Annotated in this window: 14 protein-coding genes; 5 read left to right on the forward strand and 9 right to left on the reverse strand. The window is 57.2% G+C overall.

The window, feature by feature from the left end; all coding sequences use genetic code 11:
- Window positions 1-3: 3 nt before the first annotated feature.
- Window positions 4-1,164: an NTP transferase domain-containing protein gene (locus PK28_RS20045; protein WP_231576193.1), complete on the reverse strand. Its 1,161-nt coding sequence runs from the start codon at window positions 1,162-1,164 to the stop codon at window positions 4-6.
- The gene (gene moaC, locus PK28_RS00980) at window positions 1,157-1,654 is read right to left on the reverse strand and encodes a cyclic pyranopterin monophosphate synthase MoaC (RefSeq protein WP_044510502.1); all 498 of its coding nucleotides are present in this window, start codon (window positions 1,652-1,654) and stop codon (window positions 1,157-1,159) included. The genes PK28_RS20045 and moaC overlap by 8 nt, the downstream gene beginning before the upstream one ends.
- Before the next feature lie 112 nt (window positions 1,655-1,766).
- On the opposite strand from moaC, the gene PK28_RS00985 reads away from it, so the two are divergent.
- Window positions 1,767-2,984 carry a molybdopterin molybdotransferase MoeA gene (locus PK28_RS00985; protein ID WP_044515958.1) on the forward strand — a complete coding sequence of 406 codons (1,218 nt, stop codon included), beginning with the start codon at window positions 1,767-1,769 and terminating at the stop codon, window positions 2,982-2,984.
- 83 nt (window positions 2,985-3,067) lie between these two features.
- Here PK28_RS00985 and PK28_RS20665 read toward each other — a convergent pair whose 3' ends face one another.
- The 5 genes from PK28_RS20665 to PK28_RS01005 all read right to left on the reverse strand — a co-directional run bounded on the left by PK28_RS20665 (window position 3,068) and on the right by PK28_RS01005 (window position 6,837).
- Window positions 3,068-3,214, reverse strand: a complete 147-nt coding sequence (locus tag PK28_RS20665) for an MFS transporter small subunit (protein WP_197070446.1) — start codon at window positions 3,212-3,214, stop codon at window positions 3,068-3,070.
- A gap of 43 nt (window positions 3,215-3,257) precedes the next feature.
- Entirely contained in the window at window positions 3,258-4,658 is a 1,401-nt protein-coding gene (locus PK28_RS00990) for an L-lactate MFS transporter (RefSeq protein ID WP_044510504.1), read from the reverse strand.
- Between the two features lie 259 nt (window positions 4,659-4,917).
- Complete coding sequence (locus PK28_RS00995) at window positions 4,918-5,457, reverse strand: hypothetical protein (protein ID WP_044510507.1); 540 nt, start codon at window positions 5,455-5,457, stop codon at window positions 4,918-4,920.
- A gap of 42 nt (window positions 5,458-5,499) precedes the next feature.
- Complete coding sequence (locus PK28_RS18745; protein ID WP_082016895.1) at window positions 5,500-6,072, reverse strand: energy transducer TonB; 573 nt, start codon at window positions 6,070-6,072, stop codon at window positions 5,500-5,502.
- 282 nt (window positions 6,073-6,354) lie between these two features.
- Window positions 6,355-6,837, reverse strand: a complete 483-nt coding sequence (locus tag PK28_RS01005) for a tetratricopeptide repeat protein (RefSeq protein WP_048825402.1) — start codon at window positions 6,835-6,837, stop codon at window positions 6,355-6,357.
- A gap of 68 nt (window positions 6,838-6,905) precedes the next feature.
- Here PK28_RS01005 and PK28_RS01010 point away from each other — a divergent pair, with 68 nt between their 5' ends.
- Window positions 6,906-7,553 carry a carbonic anhydrase gene (locus PK28_RS01010; protein ID WP_044510509.1) on the forward strand — a complete coding sequence of 216 codons (648 nt, stop codon included), beginning with the start codon at window positions 6,906-6,908 and terminating at the stop codon, window positions 7,551-7,553.
- Here the strand turns inward: PK28_RS01010 and PK28_RS20670 are convergent.
- Complete coding sequence (locus PK28_RS20670; protein WP_197070447.1) at window positions 7,550-8,191, reverse strand: glycerol-3-phosphate dehydrogenase C-terminal domain-containing protein; 642 nt, start codon at window positions 8,189-8,191, stop codon at window positions 7,550-7,552. The two genes, PK28_RS01010 and PK28_RS20670, sit on opposite strands and share 4 nt — an antisense overlap.
- On the reverse strand, window positions 8,107-9,192 hold the full coding sequence (locus PK28_RS01015; protein ID WP_197070448.1) for a glycerol-3-phosphate dehydrogenase/oxidase: 1,086 nt from the start codon (window positions 9,190-9,192) through the stop codon (window positions 8,107-8,109). Before PK28_RS01015 ends, PK28_RS20670 begins: the two co-directional genes overlap by 85 nt.
- 309 nt (window positions 9,193-9,501) lie before the next feature.
- Between PK28_RS01015 and PK28_RS20245 the strand changes: the two genes are divergently transcribed.
- From PK28_RS20245 to PK28_RS01035, 3 genes are all read left to right on the forward strand, one after another.
- Window positions 9,502-12,045: a beta strand repeat-containing protein gene (locus PK28_RS20245; RefSeq protein WP_156126183.1), complete on the forward strand. Its 2,544-nt coding sequence runs from the start codon at window positions 9,502-9,504 to the stop codon at window positions 12,043-12,045.
- A 182-nt stretch (window positions 12,046-12,227) separates the two neighbouring features.
- The gene (locus PK28_RS01030) at window positions 12,228-17,738 is read left to right on the forward strand and encodes a YDG domain-containing protein (RefSeq protein WP_156126184.1); all 5,511 of its coding nucleotides are present in this window, start codon (window positions 12,228-12,230) and stop codon (window positions 17,736-17,738) included.
- Between the two features lie 263 nt (window positions 17,739-18,001).
- Window positions 18,002-19,210, forward strand: coding sequence for a glycosyltransferase family 4 protein (locus PK28_RS01035; RefSeq protein WP_044510517.1), 1,209 nt, complete (start codon window positions 18,002-18,004; stop codon window positions 19,208-19,210).
- Window positions 19,211-19,212: the final 2 nt, after the last annotated feature.

Consider the following 19,212-nt stretch of genomic DNA (forward strand, 5'->3'; position numbering starts at 1 on the left):
TGGTTAGCATTTCTGCCCTAATTCACGCTCCGCTTCTTCCCGCTCCTGCGGGGTATTTACGTTGCGCAGCTCCCCGGCGGCAGGCGGAGTCAGCAGAGCAACCTCGGAGTTGATTAGCGCTTTGCGCGGGCAGGAATAGCCCAGGGCCAGAAACCGAAGCAGCACCGCGTAGCTCTGCGGTTCCCAAATGGTAATGAGCGGCTCCGGAAACTCGTTTTCCGGGCTCCGGAAGGCCGTGGCCATGCGGCCCGCCTGGCGGTTTTCCACCAGGTAGCGCAGTGTATTTTCCGAGAGAAAGGGCAGGTCGCAGGCTACTACCAGCCAGGCCGCGTTGGGGTTGAGCCGGAACGCCGACAGGATGCCACTCAGCGGGCCCAGATCCAGAAACTGGTCGGGCAGGGGCTGCAGGCCGGCGGGAATATCCGCTACCTGATCTGGCCGGCAGGAAACGAATACTTCTGCGCAAAAGGGCGTCAGCAGGGCGGCAGCGTGGGCGCGCTGCTCCTCCTGGTGGTAGCGCAGGCGGCTTTTATCCGCCTGCATGCGCTGGCTGCGCCCTCCGGTGAGCACCAGTCCGAAGATTGGCGGTGTATGCTCTTTCCACCACTGCTGCACCCAGGCTGCAATACCGGCAGTATCCACTAAAGCCAACACCGGCACCGCCCGGCCCGCGGTGTGCTCCCGCAGGTAAGCCGGCACTTCCGTCTCGCCTTCCGAGAGTAAAAACAACTGCACGTCGGTGAGGCGGTCCAGCTTGCGGTCCAGGGGTTTGCGCGGGTCAATGATGGCTATCTGCTGCTGGGCCCGAAAGTGGTTGCCGTTTACCAGCACCAGGCTCTGCTCGCCCAGCCATTGCTGCTGGGTAAACCGATCCAGGTTTTGGGGCAAGTCCAGGCGGCGGAAGTGAATCTTATCCGTCAGCTCGGTGGCCCCGGCCTGCAGCACGGGGCTAAGTACGTTTTCCGCCTCCGCGTCACCGGCGGCGTGGTCGGCATCTACATACGCCACCCGCAGATCCGGGGTAAGACTGGGCAACAGGCGCGTGGTTAGCGCTTTGATAACGCCGCAGGGCGCGCCCAGAATAGCCAGCTCGTGGCGGTTGAACTCGCCCACGGCGGGCCGGGCCATGGCGGCGTGTTTGGTGTGGGCAGCGGCGTTATTCATCGTCGGAATAGTGAAAATCCTGTTTGCCACCGGTTTTGGACAGCAGGCGGGTTTCCTGGATAATGATGTTGTGCGAGAGGGCCTTACACATATCGTACACCGTGAGGGCCGCTACCGAGGCACCGGTCAGGGCCTCCATTTCCACGCCGGTTTTCCCGGTTACGGAGGCTACGCACTCAATTACAATAGTGTCCGGCTCATAAACCCGGATGTGCACCTGGCAATCATCCAGCCCCATGGGGTGGCACAGCGGAATCAAATCAGAGGTTTTCTTGGCGGCCATAATGCCCGCCAGAATAGCCGTTTGAAACACCGGGCCTTTGCGCGTGGGCAGGTCGCCGTGCTGCACCAGCCGGAGAATATCGGCCCCTACCAGCACGCGGCTGCGGGCCCGGGCTACGCGCCGCGTCACGGCCTTGGCGCCCACATCGACCATAGCGGGCTGCCCGGCGGCATTCAGGTGGGTAAGCTTGGAAGGAGTATCAGCCATTGAAAGGAAATGGGGCGGAAGCTTTAGCTTGCGCCAGGGTACAGAAATAACCGAAAACCATAGAAAAGGTATACGGCATACACTGGGCTCGTTGCTGCAAATTACCTGCTTTATGCTCACTGTTGACGAAGCTACCCGCCGCGTACTGGCCACCGTGCATCCCCTGCCCGCCGAAACGATACCACTGCCGGAGGCGCTGGGCCGGGTGCTGCGCGAACCGCTGTACGCCGACCGCGACTTTCCGCCCTTCAACCGGGTAGCCATGGATGGTATTGCCGTGGCCTTTGCCGCCGTAGCTGCCGGGCAGCTCACCTTCCCCATTGAGCGCACCCAGCTGGCCGGCCAGCCGCCCCTGCCCTTGCAGCAGCCCGGTGCCGCCATCGAAATAATGACCGGCGCCGCCCTGCCGCCCGGCACCGATACCGTGGTGCGCTACGAGGACCTGATCCTGACGGACTCTACAAACGGAACACGCACCGCCACCCTACAAGTGCCTCCGCCTGCCCCCGGCCACAACGTACACCCCCGCGCCGCCGACCGCCGCCAAGGCGACCTGCTGCTGCCCGCCGGCACGTTGCTGGGCCCGGCCGAGCTGGCCGTAGCCGCTACCATTGGCGCCACCACATTAGCCGTTACGCGCCGCCCCAAAGTAGCCGTGGTCAGTACCGGTGATGAGCTGGTAGCCATTGCCGATACGCCCCTGCCGCACCAGATCCGGCGCTCCAATGCCTATATGCTGCAGGCTGCCGCCCAACAGGCCGGTGCCCTGGTCAGCATTTTTCATTTTGATGATGATCTGGCGGCACTGCAGGCAGGTTTGCCACCGCTGCTGCGGGAATACGATGCCGTGCTACTTAGTGGGGGTGTATCCAAAGGCAAAGCCGATTTTCTGCCGCAGGCCCTGCAGGAAGCCGGGGCCGAAGAGCTGTTTCATGAAGTGCAGCAACGGCCGGGCAAGCCGTTCTGGTTTGGCCGGCACCCGCAAGGAGCCGTCATATTCGCGCTGCCCGGTAATCCGGTATCCACCTTCGTGAATTACTACCGCTACGCCCAGCCGTGGCTACAGGCCGTGCAGCAACCAGCCGCCGCTACGCCGCCGCCAACCTATGCGGTGCTTACCCAGGAAGTAACATTCCGGCCACGCCTGACGCACTTCTTACTGGTGAGCCTGAGTAGCGGGCCCGACGGCCGCCTGCTGGCCACCCCGGAACGGGCCGGGGGCTCCGGCGACCTGGCCAGCCTGCTCCCCAGCGACGGTTTTCTGGAACTGCCGGCGGAGACTGAGTATTTTGCAGCCGGCAGCGTTTTGCCGGTGTGGCGGTTTCGCTAAATCAACGATGTTTAGAAACCACTTGTTAATACAAAGTGCCCCGAATAAGCTTATCCGGGGCACTTTGTATTAATGGGCAACGCTTAGTTAAACAGGTCCAATGCCTTTATGAAGGTTTGCGAGACACCCCAAAGCAGGGGGATTCCCACGTATAGCCAGGCCAACGCCAGCTTTACGCTAGAGGTAGGGGTGGCATCGGCCGCCGGGGCCGGGTTCATTCTGGTTTCCATCAGCAAAGTGGCTTAGAAGTAAAAGACGAACATGCGGGAGAAATCAGGCCACTGCTTTGGGCACGGCCGCTTCTTTCACGTGGTAGCGGGCATCCACGGCCTTTATCATCAGATTAGCCAGAAAACCCACCACCAGCAGGCCTGCCATGGTGTAAAACACGCTCTGGTAAGCGGCCGCGCCCACCAGTCCTTTGGCCTTCTGACTATCCCGTAAGTAATTGACCAGCAGCGGACCCAACACCCCCGCCGTAGACCAGGCGGTGAGCAGCCGCCCATGAATGGCGCCTACCTGCATCGTCCCAAACAAGTCGCGCAGATAGGCCGGCACGGTAGAGAAACCGCCCCCGTACATACTCAAAATCACGCAGCAGGCTACTACAAATAGGGTGAGCGAGGCATTGGCCGCCAGGGTAGGCACCAGCGCATACAGGGCTATGCCCAGGCCAAAGTAAATCATGTAAGTGGGCTTGCGCCCGATCTTATCCGAGGCCGATGACCAGAAGAAGCGACCCAGCAGGTTGAACAGGCTGAGCAGGCCCACAAAACCGGCCGCCGCCGCCGCCGTTACGCCCTTGCCCGCGCCCATAGCGGCATCGGAGAAGGAGTCCTGAATGAGCGGGGAGGCGGATTCCAGCACCCCGATGCCGGCCGTTACGTTCATACACAGCACCACCCATAGCAGCCAGAACTGCGGCGTCTTAATGGCGGTGTCGGCGTCTACATTGGCCGTAGTGATGAGGGCGCTGTGCTGGGCATTGGGCACGTAGCCTTCTGGTTTCCAGCCCTCGGCCGGCACCCGAATGGTAAACACCCCAAACATCATGAACAACAGGTAGATAAGGCCCATGGTGATGAATGTGGGGGCTACGCCCATGGGAGCAGTGGTTTTGAAGTGGGCCATGAGGGCTACAGCCAGCGGGGAGCCAATCATGGCACCGCCCCCAAAGCCCATAATGGCCATGCCCGTAGCCACGCCGGGCCGGTCGGGAAACCATTTAATCAGGGTGCTTACCGGCGAGATGTAGCCGATGCCCAGCCCAATGCCTCCCACAAATCCGTAGCCGAAATACACCAGCCAGATGCTGTGCAGACTTACGCCCAGGGCGGAGATAAGGAAGCCGCCGCCAAAACATAAGGCCGAGGCCATCATGGCCTTGCGCGGCCCTACCCGCTCCAGCCACTTGCCAAACACTGCGGCCGAAAGACCCAGCAGCACAATGGCAATGGAGAAGATAACGGCCAGCTGGCCGGGTGTCCAGTCCGTGGGGGCGGGAGCATCCACGTTGCCACTGATGAGGGCGCCCATGGGTTTTTTGAAGACGCTGAAAGCATAGGCCTGGCCGATAGCCAGGTGAATGGCCAGGGCCGCGGGCGGCACCAGCCAGCGGCTGTATCCGGGACCGGCAACGCTACGACTGCGGTCCAGAAAAGAAGCTTCTGCCATGAAGAGGAGGGTGTAAATGGTGGGATGCCCGGGTACGAGCGGTAGCCTGTCTTACGAAGCCGGGTCATTCGATAAGAAGGCAGGTAAGTAGCGCGTTTTTTAACTGGTTATCAATGAAATGCCCCATTTTTTTGCTCATTTGCTATAGCTAAACAACCGTACAAAATCCTGGTTATGCAGGCCGCCGGCACCCCGGGGCATAGGGGCACGAAAAAGCCCCGCCGGGGGTGGGGCTTTTCTGCGTTGTTTCTGAGCGGGTTTATTCGGCTACCACTTTGCCCAGGTCTTTCACATCCCGGCTGGTTTCCATAGTCACAAACTCAGCCTGCAGGGCACGGATGCGGAGCTCGTCGCGGGCGCGCAGGTCCAGGCGGATTTGCCGCAGCTGGTTATTGAGGCGTTGATAGATAGCCGTGGCATAGTCCCAGTCGCGCTGGGTCCATTGCCGGCGCAGGGCGCGCGTCTGGCGCAGCAGCTGCGTGTAGGCGGGCTCTATATTATCTACCGTGAGCTGCTCAATATTGGCATAGGAGCCCAACAGCTGCTGCGTGAAAGCGCTGGTGGCGCCGGCATCCAGGGGCTGCCGGTTACGGGCGCGGGAGGCAGAATCCCAGCGGCTAGCCCGACTGGCTGCGGTTTTTGCTTTTTGAGCTGCCCGGTCGGCCAGGGTATCCAACTCGCGCACTTCCTGGCGCACGGCTTCCTGCCGCTCACGGGGCGTTGAGTCGCAGGAAGAGGTGAGTACCAGTGTACCCCAGAGAGCCGCAGCAGGCAGAAAGCGGAATAGGTTCGTTTTCATAGCGCTAACATACGGCCTAACGGGGCGCGGGGATATACCGGCTTACGGCTTCAGGCGAAAGTTAAAGGGCATTTCGTACACCACGGGTACCGCGTGGCTGCCCCGGCGGGCCGGAATCCACTGCTGCGGAATGTTTTTGGCTACCCGCAGGGCTTCTTCGTCGCAGCCGGCGCCAATGCCCAGCAGCACATGATGATCAGAGGCGCGCCCCAGCGTATCAATTACAAACGTAACAATGACCTTGCCCTGCACATTCTTGTCCTGCGCCATGGTGGGGTAATTCAGCTTGCTGACGTAGGTACCCAGCAGCGCATCGCCGCCCATAAACAGCGGGGGCTGATCTACCCGGCCGTTAACCCAGGCATTGTTTTCCTTAATCTGATACACCCGGTCTTCTACGGGGCGGTAATACATCAGCTTGTTTTGGGTGTGGTCGTACTTCTGCGCCAGCACCTGCGTACCATCGCGGGTGTAGGCGTAGTATTCCCATACGCCCACCTTATTGCCCTTTTCTATCATTCCGCTTTCGTATTCGGTTTTACGAACGCGCTGCGCCAGACTACTTTGGCTAAGGCAACACAAAAAGAAAAGAAGAAGGAGTAAAGAACGGGCCATAGCTCGAGGTAAAAGGATGGGCGGGGAAAATTTTTATTTGTTTTATTCTATTTCTTACCAACTTCCAAAAAGCGCTTTCCTGCAAATTATCAGTGGCTTCAGTCTTCAACTACTGAAATGACGTGACTAAATGACCAGAACATGTTCGGCCATTTATCCGGGAAATATACAAAAAATGAATTTAACCCCGCAAGCATACAGCTACTTAGCCCCGCACAAATCGGGAAGATTTTGTGGAAACGGGCCGGCCAGGACGGGATATGCGCTGATTTTGGGAAGCCGTTAGTTTTCTGCTTCGGGCAGCTGGTCGCGCAAATCCCGGATGCGCGCCTGCAGGCCGGGCATTTGCGGGCATAGGCGGGAGAGGCGCTGCAGAATGCGCAGAGCGCCCCGCTCATCGCCCAGCAGCTGCAGCATGGCGGCCCAACCGCTCAGGGCGCCAAAGTGGCGGGGCTCCAAGCGCAGCGTTTCCTGAATATCGAGCAGGGAAGCGCGGTAGCCGCCCCGCAAATAATGGGCGGTGGCGCGCTTGTTCCAGCCTTCGGCCCAAGTGGGGCGCTGCTCAATTAAATGGGTAAACTCTGCAATGGCCCGGGTATATTCCTCGGCCGCCAGGGCGCGCATCCCTTCTTCCAGGTGCTTATTGAGCGCCGCGTTGCCGGAATCCAGCCACACTTCCCAAATAGCATGCTGCACGGCGGCAATTTCCACCGGGGCAGATGCCTTCCGCAGCAGTTCAAACAAGTTATCCAGGGACTGCGACATAAACGCGCCAATAGAAATTGGCCGGCCCCGGCCAGGGTTCAGGGCGAGTATACGTATTTTGGCACCCTATGACCACCTACGAACAACTCTTCGAGAACAACCGGCAATGGGTTGCCCAGAAACTGTCGCAAGACCCCGACTTCTTTCTGAAACTATCCCGCGAGCAACGGCCCGACTATTTATTCATTGGCTGCTCCGATTCGCGGGTGCCGGCCAATGAGATTATGGGCCTGGATGCGGGCGAGGTATTCGTGCACCGCAATATTGCCAACGTGGTGTCTAACACCGACCTGAACGTGCTATCCGTCATCAACTATGCCGTAGAACACCTGCAGGTGAAGCGCATTATTGTGTGTGGGCACTACCAGTGCGGCGGCGTGCGGGCCGCCATGGAAAGCAAGGACCTGGGCATTCTGAACCCCTGGCTGCGCAACATCCGCGACGTGTACCGCCTGCACGCCCCGGAGCTGAACCAGATACCCGATGATACGGCCCGCTACCAACGCCTGGCCGAGCTAAACGTGCTGGAGCAGTGTATCAACGTCATTAAAACGGCCGAGGTGCAGCAGAGCTACCTGGAAAAAGGGTACCCGGAGGTGGAAGGCTGGATTTTTGATTTGCACAACGGGCAGCTTATCGACTTAAAAATCGATTTTAAAGCCCGCCTGCAGCAGATTCAGCAAATTTACAATCTCACGGGCCAGCCTCACCACTAAGCCGGGGAGGCCACCAGGCGGCGCGGGTTAAACCGCTGCACATACTGCTGGTAAGCGGCTACTTCGGCAGTAGCCCGCGTTTCCGCCCAGCCCAGGTGCCGGCGGGCTACTGCGGCCGCGGCCTCCAGCACATCTAACCCGGCGGCGGCATTCAGGCCGAGCATGGTGCGCCGCAGCAGGCAGTCGGGGAGGGTTTGGGCCTGCTCCTGCTGCACGGCAAACACGATTTCGGCCGCTAATGTCGGGGAGTCTGGAGTCAGGGGCTGGAGCAGGTCAGGTGCGGTGGCGGCCAACTGCAGCAGCAGAGCCGTGCGCCGCCCGTAAATGCTCACCAGGCGCTGCAGAGTGGCGCCGGGCACGGCCGGAAAATCCCGGAACAGCTGCTGCTGAAAGTTGGCGGTTTCTGCCGCTGGCAATGCCCCGGGCAAGGGGGTATGGGCGGTGGCACAGGCGGCGCAGGATGTAGGCAGCCGCTGACATAACAGATTCACCACTTCTTCGGCCAGGCTCCGGTAGGTGGTGAGTTTGCCGCCCACTACTGAGAACAGGCCTTTTATACCCGCTGAGTCCGGGTGCACAAAGTGCCGGCGGGTAATACCGGCCTCGCGGCCGGCCGGCACCGAGGGCAGCGGCCGCACCCCGGCATAGGTATACAATACCTGCTGCGAAGTAAGCTGCGCCCGGGGAACAGGCGGTTGGTTTCGGCCAGCAAATAGGCTATTTCATCCGGGGTGGCTGCCAGCTGGTCCAGGCTGCCGGTGTAGCGCGTATCGGTGGTGCCAATGAGGTAGAGATGGTTCCAGGGCAGAATAAAGAACGGGCGGCCATCGGTCTGGGCTTCGGCATAAAGCCCTACTGCCGGTGCCCCCTGGAAGGGGGCCACTACCAGGTGCGTGCCTTTGGTGCCGGCCACCAGCGGGTGGTTGGCCAGCGGTTGGCCGGCCAGCACGGCATCTACCCAAGGGCCGGCAACATTAACTATCAGCGGGGCGTGGGCCGTGTACTGTTCGCCGGTGAGTAGGTTGGTGCAGGCTACGCCGCGCACCTGGCCTTCTGTTGCGAGCAGGCGGTCGACGCGGGTGTAAGTTTGCACGTGGGCACCCAGCGCCTGGGCAGCCAGCACATTTTCCAGGGTGAGGCGCTCGGGAAACGTCACCTGGGCATCGTAGTACAGCGCCCCGCCAGTTAAGCCTTCGGTACGCAAGCCCGCCGCGCGGGCCACGGTGGCGGCGCGGGAAAGCATGTGGTGCCGGGGCAGCGACTTATCCCAGGAAAGCACATCATAAGCCACCATGCCCACCCGCATAATAAACGGGCCGCGCCGGGCGCCCTGGTACAAGGGAATAAGCAAAGGCAGTGGGTGCACCAGATGCGGCGCAATGCGCAACAGCGTTTCCCGCTCCCGCAACGACTCCCGCACCAGCCCCAGCTCGGCATGCTCCAGGTAGCGCAGCCCACCATGTATGAGGCGGGTAGACCAACTGGTGGTGCCACTGGCTATGTCTCCTTTATCCAGCAGGAGCACCCGCAGGTCCCGTTGGGCGGCATCGTGCGCAATGCCCGCGCCGTTGATGCCGGCTCCTATGATGATGACATCATAAGCAGGGGTTTGGGCGGGGAAGGGATGCTGAAGCGGCATAGGACAGACTTACTCCGGCATAAGATACTGAACTGTGGCTTGCAGTTACACTTATAAAACAAACTAATGGGAGGCTTAATCAGGCTACCTAATTCCGGTAATAATTATACTAAATCAGATTATTAATAAATAATATTTACCTATTCAATTTTTTTTTATAATAATCCTAATTAGTTTTAACACACAATAATATATTATAATAGTACAATTAAAACAGAGCAAGAGAATACATTTTGATAAGCCCCTCATTTTCAGAGGGGATGGCACCCATACTTCTGCTTTTACACACCTACCCAACCCCCTTATTGTATGGCCACTTATTTACTCACCAAACCCAAAACAGGGTTTAGGATCTACGGGTTCTTGCTGTTTTGGTTGCTTAGTCTTACGGGCATAACCACAGGCTTCGCGCAGACAACAGCCCCGGAGGGCTATGCGCCTACCGTCGTTTCAGACAAGGACGACTATGCGCCGGGCGAAACGGCTCACATTACTGGCAGCGGCTGGACCGCTGACCAGCAGGTGCACGTGGAGTTTAAGGAGGAGCCGGATTATCCGGATTACCACGTGTATGATGTGGCGGTGCGGGAGGATGGCACTTGGCAGATTGATTATGCCATTGAGCAGCGGCATTTGGGGGTGAAGTTTACGGTGACGGCGGTAGGGCAGCAGACGGCTTGGAAGGCTGTTACAGTATTTACGGATGGGGCCGTCACTATCACCCCCGCCACTGGTGGTGAAGCAATATCTGCTGATAATGTTGAGGGAAGCTATATTTCACTAACCGGGCCGATCATGCAAGAGAGCACTAAAGGTGATATCAAAGCAGGATCGATCATTCTGAATGCTCCTACCGGGTTTATTTTTGATATAACGGGAACCCCTCCAAGTGTTAAAGTAACAGGCGATAAAACAAGTACTAAAAATATTAATAACACGCCTTCAGGGAATTCGATTCCCGTTACAGTAACCACAACCACGCTTACTATTAATATTAATCCTGCCTCGAATGGTGGTGACCCTAACACTCTTACCTGGCAAAATATACGTGTAAGGCCTACTTCTGGCTCTCCGCTAGCTTCTGGCAATATTACCAAGACGGGAACATCGGTCTATACGGCGCTTAACTCGGCAACCAATTATGGTACCCTGACTGAAATTCCTGGTGCGCTACATCATTTTGCCCTTGCCACTGTTGCAAATCCGCAAGTTTCAGGACAGGCATTTAATGTCAGTATTACTGCTCAGGATCAATTCAATAACACTGCAACAAGCTTTAATGGCACCGCTACTCTTAGTAGCACAGTAGGTTCGATATCCCCAACAAACTCACCCGCATTTAACGCCGGAAAACTACCAAATAGCCCTGTTACAATACTTGGAACTGGCAATGGACGCATTACAGCAACAAGTGATGGAAAAACAGGATCCTCAAATGCATTTGATGTAAATACTCTTCCTAGTTCGCTTACAGTAGGAACCGCATCTGGTGTATATGGGGGGACGACGACCTTAATAGCGACTTTAAAAAGCGGGGCTGCTGGCATTAGCGGAAAAAGCATCACTTTCAGCTTGAATGGCGGTAGTCCAGTAGGTTCTGCTACTACCAATAGCTCCGGTGTAGCCACATTATCTAACGTAAGTATTGCTGGCATTAATGCCAGCAATACCTCCTACAGCAGTGCTATAAGTGCGTCCTTCTCTGGAGATGATTATTATGCAGAAAGCAATGGAACGGGTAGTTTGACAGTTGGTAAGGCGAACCAGACTATTACTATCACAACACCTGCCCCAGCCAGCGCTATCTATGGCAGCAGTTTTAATGTTACTGCTACCGCCAGTTCTGGTCTTCCTATCACCTATTCTAGTTCGGGGACATTAAGTAACTCGGGGGCTGCTTATACTATGGGCAGTGGTGTCGGGACTGGAGTAGTTAAATACAACCAAGCAGGAGATAACAACTTTAATGCTGCACCGGAGGTCAGTACTTCCGTAGCTGCCCTTAAAGCTGATGCCACTATATCCATCACTGGATTTAGCGGAGTCTACGATGGTATGGCACATACCGGTGACGGTACCGCGAAGGGCGTTAATAACGCTAACTTAACTAGTTCACTTACTATCGGTCCTAGCTTCGTCAACTACCCTGGTGGTACAGTTAATTGGTTTTTTGCAGGTGGAGACAACTATAATGATACCAGTGGAACGGTGTTGGTCGATATTAGTAAAGCGCCACTTAATATTAACTGGGAAGCCCTTACAGCTATTACCTACGGCACTACGCTGAGTGGCAAGTTGAATGCTATAGCGAAGTTCAATGGCACGGAGGTAACTGGCACTTACCTGTATAAGCAGGGTACAATAACTGTGACCCCAGCCACCATACTAAACGCACAGCCCAAACCATATAACCTCAGCGTTGAATTTACCCCTAGTAACAGCAACTACACCTTTACTAGCGGTACGAATTCAATTGTCGTTCAGAAGGCAAATCAAATAATTAGTTGGTCTGACCCTGACCCTATTGTTTATGGAACTGCACTCAGCGCTGTTCAGCTGAATGCTACTGCAGCAGGCACTCTTAGTTACACCCCAGATTTGGGCACTATCCTCGACGGCGGACAACATTCTCTGTCGGTGAGCGCCGCCGAAACTTCGAATTATAACGCATCCTCTGCCTCCGTCACGCTTACAGTTGCCCCTGCGGAGGCAACTGTAATAGCTATAGGCGGAACGTTTACCTATGATGGGCACGAACATGCCGGCAGTGGCTCCGCAACGGGTATTGGCTCACCAGCCGATGAGCTACCTGTAACCCTGCACTATACGGGCACCCCAATGGCGAAGCGCTAAACAGCTATGATGATGACACGGCTCCCTCTGCCGCCGGCAGCTATACCGTTACGACCTCCTTCGCGGGCGACACCAACTATAGCGCGGCCAGCAACACGGCCGCTATAACTATCAATCGGGCTACGCCGACAGTAAACGTAACCGTAGGCGGACCTTATGAATTTAATGGTGCTCCTAAATCCGTGAGAAGCGTTACTGTTAGCGGAGTAGATGGCGAGAACCTGGGCGCGGCCACGGTGGTCTACCAGCAGAGCGGTAACCCCGTAGCAGAACCCACCTATGCCGGCGACTACAATGTGTATGCTTCGTATCAGCAAAGCGCTAATTACACCGCGGCATCTGACAATAGTAAAACGCTAACCATTGGGAAGCGTGCTATAACCGTAACAGCCGATACGAAGAGCAAGACGTATGGCGACGATGACCCGAGCCTGACGTATCAAATTACCTCTGGCTCCCTGGTAGCCCCGGATGCTTTCCAGGGCAGCTTATCCAGAGCAGAGGGTGAAAACGTTGGGAGCTACGCCATTACCCAAAGCTCATTAGCGCTTAGCAATAACTATGTACTAGCATTTATACCGGCTGACCTAACCATTACGCAAGCCACGCCCACTATTACCTGGGCTAACCCACTGGATATTATCTATGGTACCGCGCTCAGCCCTACGCAGCTAAACGCCACGGCCAATGTGCCCGGTGATTTTACCTATACCCCATCGGCCGGCACCCAACTTAATGCCAGTGATGCGCAGACCTTGTCGGTGCTTTTCACCCCCGAGGATGCGGTAAACTATACCACGGCCACGGCTACGGCTACCATCAACGTGAAAAAGGCCACGCCCCTCATTACCTGGGAAAACCCCGCCTATATTATCTATGGCACGGCGCTGAGTGCCACGCAGCTGAACGCCGCATCCGGGGGAGTAGCCGGTGATTTCATGTATACGCCAGCAGCCGGTACCATTCTGAATGCCGGAGACAATCAGACCCTGTCGGTGAACTTTACGCCAACGGATGCCAGCAATTACAATACGCCGGCAACGAAAACAGTAAAAATCAACGTGCAAAAAGCTAAGGCCCTGGTTTCCGTTACCGGTTACGAGGGTACATATGATGCGCAGCCCCACCAGGCCAGTGGCTCGGTCACGGGCGTAGGCGGCGTAGTCCTGGAGGGCCTCACGCTGGGGGACAGCTTCACCAATGCCCCCGGGGGAACGGCCCACTGGACTTTTGAGGGCAACCCCAATTATGAAGATGAAAGCGGCACGGTCGCCATTACCATCAACAAAGCCCCTCTCACGGTAACCGTTGCTGATAAAATGAGAGTGTACGGTGCAGCAAACCCACCCCTCACCGGCACTATGGAGGGAGTACAAGGAGACGACAACATTACGGTAGCCTACAGCACAACAGCTGCTGATAATAGTGACGTAGTAGCCGCCGGCTACCCTATTTCGGCCACCTTATCCAGTGAGCCGGCCGGCACCCTGAACAACTACTCCATAACCAATACCCCCGGTACCTTAACCATCACGCCGGCCATTGCTACCATTCAGGTAACCGGCTACGAGGGTATTTATGATGGGCAGGCGCACGGCGCCTCCGGCTCAGCCACCGGCGTAAACGGAGTGGATTTAAGCAGCAGCCTGGATTTAGGTCAAACGTTTACGAACGTGCCAGGCGGCACCGCCGACTGGAGGTTTGATGCCGGCGCTAACTACCAAAAAGCAAATGCCAGTGTCGCCATCAACATCGGGAAGGCCAATGCCACTATTTCCCTCACCGGCCTGAACATCACCTATGATGGCAGCGCACATGCGGCCACGGCTACTACTTCGCCGGCCGGTTTAGCAGGCGTAGCAGTAAACTATTTCCAGGTAGATGGCCCCACCAAAACTGCCGTATTACCCGAGAATGTAAAGAAAGCCGGCAGCTACGCCGTAGAAGCAACCCTCACGAATCCGAACTACAAGCTGGTTGATGCTGGTTCTTCTCCTGCACAGGATCTGGAAGTGCAAACCGGCACGCTGGTTATTGCCCGCAAGCTCCTGAGCGCTACCATTGCCAACCCCGGCAAGGTGTATGACCGTACCACTGCAGCCCCTAACACCACCATTGCTTCCCTGGGAGAAATTGTAGGCTCTGATGAAGTAGCGGCCGAAGTAGTTTCGAGTGCATTCAACAATGCCAGCGCCGGTAGCAGAACTGTAACCGCGCAACTACGCCTGACCGGAGACGACAAAGACAATTATAGCCTGGCAGCTACTGCCACCGTAACAGCCAGCATTACCCCAAAACCTCTCTCTGCTGCTTTGGTAGGCACAGTCAGCAAATCCTATGATGGTACCGCCGTGGCTACGCTGGCTGCCGCCAACTATAGCCTGTCTGGAGCAATGGCGGATGATGCCGTTGCTTTAAATATGCCCGGAGCGGGCTCCTACAATAATAAAGCGGTGGGTACCGGCAAAGCCGTTACGGTAACCGGCCTGGCTATTGATGGAGCAGACGCGCTTAACTATTCCCTGCCCTTTACTACGGCCGAGGCTGGCATAGGCAGCATCTCAGCCAAGGAGCTTGCCATCAGCATCAGCTCCGAAGACAAAGTGTATGATGGCGGCACGGAGGCCAAAACGGCCGCTTTCCTGAGTGCCGCCAGTGGTCTGGTAGCCGGTGATAAGGTCACGGTAAATTCAGTGAACGGGGCCTTTGCCGATAAGAATGTGGCCTCCGGCAAAACGGTAACTGCCACGGTTAGCAAGACCGGAGACGATGCCGGGAACTATAGCGCCAATGAGACAGCCACGACCACGGCCGCTATTACCGCCTTGCAGCTGACGCCCCATATTGTAGCCTATGATAAGGTATATGATGGCACTACCACCGCTACCCTCAGCAGCCAGACCGTAACCGGCATGATACCGGGGGAAACGCTGGTTAACCTGAACGTGTCAGCAGCCAGCTTCGCCAGCAAGGATAAGGGCACGCACACGGTAACTGCCTCCGGCCTGACGCTTGGCGGCGACCAGTCGGGTAACTATGCGCTGGCCACCGGGGCCACGGCTACAGATGAGGCTACCATCAACGCCCGTTCTATTGAGGTAACGGCCAATGCCGGCCAGAGCAAAGTATATGGTACCCCTCTAGACCCCGTGCTGGCGTATTCCATCACCACGGGCTCAAAAGTAGCGGACGACAATTTCTCCGGGCAGCTGGCGCGGGCCTTGGGTGAATCCGTCAATGCCTACGCCATTGGTCTGGGCAGCCTGAGCCTGGGCACCAACTACGACCTCCGCCTGGCTCCCGGCAGTACCTTCGCCATTACCGCCAAAGCGCTAACGGCTTCTATCCAGGCCCAGAACAGGGTGTATAATGCTACTACCGGCGCTACGGCCACCGGCAGTGTGCCGCCCACAGCGCTGATAGGAGATGATAAAGTAACGGTGGACGTAATCAACCCACAGTTCAACAACAAGAATGTGGGCATGGCCAAGCCTGTAACCGCTGCTGTGGCCCTGAGCGGCCCCGCAGCCGGCAACTACAACCTTACGGCCACTACCGCCAGTACCACGGCCAACATCACGGCGGCCGAGCTGACGCCAAACTTCACGGCCGCCAACAAAGAATATGACGGTACTACGAAGGCCACTATCACGGGCCGCTCGGTGCAGGGGGTACAGGTTGCGGCAGGGGTTGCAGATCAGGTTTCCCTTTCCGGAGGCAGTGCCTGCTTCGCCGATAAAAATGTGGGCAATGGAAAAACGGTAACCGGCAGCGCCTTTCTTCTGATTGGCACCGATGCCGAAAACTACTACCTGCCAGCTGCCAACCCAACGGCGCAGGCCAACATCACGCCCAGAGACCTCACGATTACTGCCACCGGGGTAAATAAGCCGTTTGATGGCAACACCAGCGCTACCGCATCCCTCTCCGACAACCGGGTGAAGGATGATGATCTGACGACGGCTTATACCAGTGCTTCCTTTGCCGATGCAGGCACAGGCACGGGCAAAACGGTTACCGTAACCGGTATCAGCATTACCGGTACTGATGCGGGCAACTATACGCCTAACACTACTACTAGTACCACGGCCAGTATTTTCAGCGCCACCTCCGGCATAACGGTGGTGAGTAACGGCCCGGTTCAGTACTCCGACCAGGTTACTTTCACTGCCACTATTACATCTACCACGGCGCAGTCAGTGCTCAACGCTACGGGTGGCACGGTGGAGTTTAAGCTGACCAAAGACGGCACGCCAAGTGCCACGCCGGAATCATTAGGCTCCAGCACCTATCCGGCTAACTGGAGCAGCGCGGCAAACGGCCCGGCCACGGTTACCAAATCCTTTATTATCCTGCAGAAGCCCGGCACTTATACTGTTTCGGCCATCTTCACGCCCAACTCCAGCAATATCACCGGTATCACCAGCCAGAATGCCTGCCCCCTGACCGTGACTCAGGAAGCGGCCGATGTGGTGTACTCCGGCCTGGAATACTTCAGCACCTCCAGTCCTACTTCCTTAACCGCAAACAATGTAGAATACATAGCCACGCTTACGGATAAGGACGATACGTTCCGGGGTGATGTTACCAATGCCCGGGCCGCCTTTATGGAGGTAAGTAGCACGGGCACGGAAACAACGGCCTTGTTCAGTAGCCCCAGCAGTAGCCCTGCCGATTACCTGGTTTCCATGCTGAACAGCCCTGATGTAACCGTGGGCGTGGCCCGCACCGGTGCTAAGAGTATAACTCTCTCGAGCGGTGAAGCTGGCAGCGGGGGAAAAACCCTTAATTTAATCACGGTAGCTAAAGGCGACTATTATAAAGGTCGTACTACGGATTGCACCCTAATTACCATTGCCGTACCTGGTCAGGATTTTGTGAATGGTGGTGGCAGCAGCATCATAGCACAGTCAGGGGGCACTTATGCTGCACCGGCTAACTCCCGCATGAACTTTGGCTTCACTATGAAGTGGAACAAAACGGGCAAAAACGTGCAGGGGCAGGCCAATATTATTTTCCGGCGCCTGGAATCCGGTATCTGGAAGACGTATCAGATCAAGAGCAACGCCATTAATACGCTGGGCACCACTACGTCCACCGCGGGCAACCAGGGCGACTTTAACACGAAAGCTAACCTGACGGATATCACCGATCCGCTCAATCCTAAGGGCGTCGGCAGTAGCCTGGATCTGTCGGTACAGGCTTTTGAGTCCGTTCTAACAGGAGGGGCACATAAGATTGGCATTACGCTGCGCACGTCTACTGGTGGCCTGGTATTCTCCAACAACTGGACCGGGGCCAAAACGGAAATGCAGGCCCTGAAAGGCGGAAAAATCAGCGTACGCAGCACTTCTACGCTCAGTGCTGTAAGCTCCGCTCAGAGCACTACGCTGGCCACCATGCCCGGTGCGGCGGAGCTGACCAATGCCGCCGCAACGCCCCTGGGCCTCTACCCCAACCCTTTTTCCACCAAAGCCACCCTCAGTTTTGCCCTGAGCAAAGCTGGCTCCTATGAGCTGGCTATCTACGATGCCAAGGGGATGCTAATGAAGCGCCTCCAGACCGGCCAGGCCGAAGCAGGCCGCCTGTACTCCGTGGAGCTGAACGGCAGTGAGCTGGCCGAAGGCCTGTACTTTGCGCGCCTTATTACCGGCTCTACTGTGCAAACCGCCCGCCTGATGGTGCGCAAATAACTGTTGGGCTCCTGCCGGGGCCACTCTACGGTATTGCGCCGCCAGGTGCCCCGGCAGAAGCCTGATGGTTTCCTCAACCAGAGAGCAAAAAAGCACGGCCTGATTGTCTTTCCAGACAGTCAGGCCGTGCTTTTTTGCGTGACACGAGGCCGGGCGTCAGCCTGGGCCACACTTCTCCAGTGCGCATGATGATTTAAGATTTATTCCTGGTTAGCCCACTTAGTCGTATCTTGGCATTCTTACTATTTCCCGCTTTCGTACAAATGAAAAGCCCAGCGTCCATTTCCTTGGGGCAGGTATCCTTACGTTTCGCTATTGTTAGTTCCTGCCCCGATGTTTGGGGAGGCAGCGAGGAATTATGGGCAGGAACGGCCCTGTTTCTGGCTGGCAATGGTCACCGCATTCATATCTTTAAAACGAACATCGATCCGCAACACCCTCGCATCATACAGTTGCGGACGGCAGGGTGCACCATTACGGACTTAGCGCAGGAGCTGACGCTGCCCAACCGGCTGGCGAACCGGTTTCTGCCGTATCATCGCCAATACACGCCACGCAAGGTAGGGCAGCAAACCCTGCGGCAAGCTCTGGAGCGCCTGCAGCCCCAGCTTACGGTCATTGCCCAAGGCTCTAATTTCGACGGTACCTGTTTTGCCGAGGTGTGCCGCACCCAGCGCTTACCCTTTGTATTGCTCTGCCAGAAGGCTGCCGATATATTTTTTCCGCCCTGGCATGAGCGCACGGCTGCTCAGCAGGCCTACCGGGCAGCGCGCGGCCAGTACTTTGTTTCCCGGCATAACCTGGAGCTTACCCAATGCCAGCTGGGTATGCTTCTGCCGGATGCGGCCGTGGTCTGGAACCCGTTTAATGTGCCTTTTGATGGCGAAACACCCGCTCCCGAACCGGGCCCTGATGGGCTGGTGCAGCTGGCCTGCGTGGCCCGCCTGGAAGTGCTGGACAAAGGACTGGATATACTATTACAAGTGCTGGGCCAGGAAAAATGGCGGGCGCGGCCGCTGCACGTAACCTTCTTTGGCCGGGGCGGCGACCAGCGCGCCCTGGAAGACATGGCCCGCTTGCTGCAGCTGGAAAGCCGGATAACCTTTGCCGGGCACGTAGCCGATGTACCGGGCATCTGGCGCACGCACCAGGCGCTGGTGCTGCCTTCCCGCCACGAGGGACTGCCGCTGGCGCTGGTAGAAGCCATGCTTTGCGGCCGGGTAGCCATTGCCACCAATGCGGGCGGCATGGCCGAAATGCTGCGGGATAATGAAACCGGCTTCTTAGCGGCCGCCGCTACGGTAGAAGCGCTGGACCAAGCAATGGAGCGCGCCTGGACGCAACGGGGCCGCTGGGCGCAGTTGGGCCGGCAGGCAGCGGCCCACGCCCGCGCCACCGTACCGCAGGATGCCGCCGCCCGGTTTGGCCGGGAATTGCTACGGCTGGTTTCTCATAAACAGCCTGTTATTTAACG

Source organism: Hymenobacter sp. DG25B (assembly GCF_000801315.1).
Classification (GTDB): domain Bacteria; phylum Bacteroidota; class Bacteroidia; order Cytophagales; family Hymenobacteraceae; genus Hymenobacter.

Coding starts and splice junctions, on each gene's coding strand:
- PK28_RS01010 (WP_044510509.1), top strand. CDS start 6,906: ATGACCACCTACGAACAACTCTTCGAGAACAACCGGCAATGGGTTGCC.
- PK28_RS01035 (WP_044510517.1), top strand. CDS start 18,002: ATGAAAAGCCCAGCGTCCATTTCCTTGGGGCAGGTATCCTTACGTTTC.
- PK28_RS20045 (WP_231576193.1), bottom strand. CDS start 1,164: ATGAATAACGCCGCTGCCCACACCAAACACGCCGCCATGGCCCGGCCC.
- PK28_RS20245 (WP_156126183.1), top strand. CDS start 9,502: ATGGCCACTTATTTACTCACCAAACCCAAAACAGGGTTTAGGATCTAC.
- PK28_RS01015 (WP_197070448.1), bottom strand. CDS start 9,192: ATGCCGCTTCAGCATCCCTTCCCCGCCCAAACCCCTGCTTATGATGTC.
- PK28_RS18745 (WP_082016895.1), bottom strand. CDS start 6,072: ATGGCCCGTTCTTTACTCCTTCTTCTTTTCTTTTTGTGTTGCCTTAGC.
- PK28_RS00990 (WP_044510504.1), bottom strand. CDS start 4,658: ATGGCAGAAGCTTCTTTTCTGGACCGCAGTCGTAGCGTTGCCGGTCCC.
- PK28_RS00985 (WP_044515958.1), top strand. CDS start 1,767: ATGCTCACTGTTGACGAAGCTACCCGCCGCGTACTGGCCACCGTGCAT.
- moaC (WP_044510502.1), bottom strand. CDS start 1,654: ATGGCTGATACTCCTTCCAAGCTTACCCACCTGAATGCCGCCGGGCAG.
- PK28_RS00995 (WP_044510507.1), bottom strand. CDS start 5,457: ATGAAAACGAACCTATTCCGCTTTCTGCCTGCTGCGGCTCTCTGGGGT.
- PK28_RS01005 (WP_048825402.1), bottom strand. CDS start 6,837: ATGTCGCAGTCCCTGGATAACTTGTTTGAACTGCTGCGGAAGGCATCT.
- PK28_RS20665 (WP_197070446.1), bottom strand. CDS start 3,214: ATGGAAACCAGAATGAACCCGGCCCCGGCGGCCGATGCCACCCCTACC.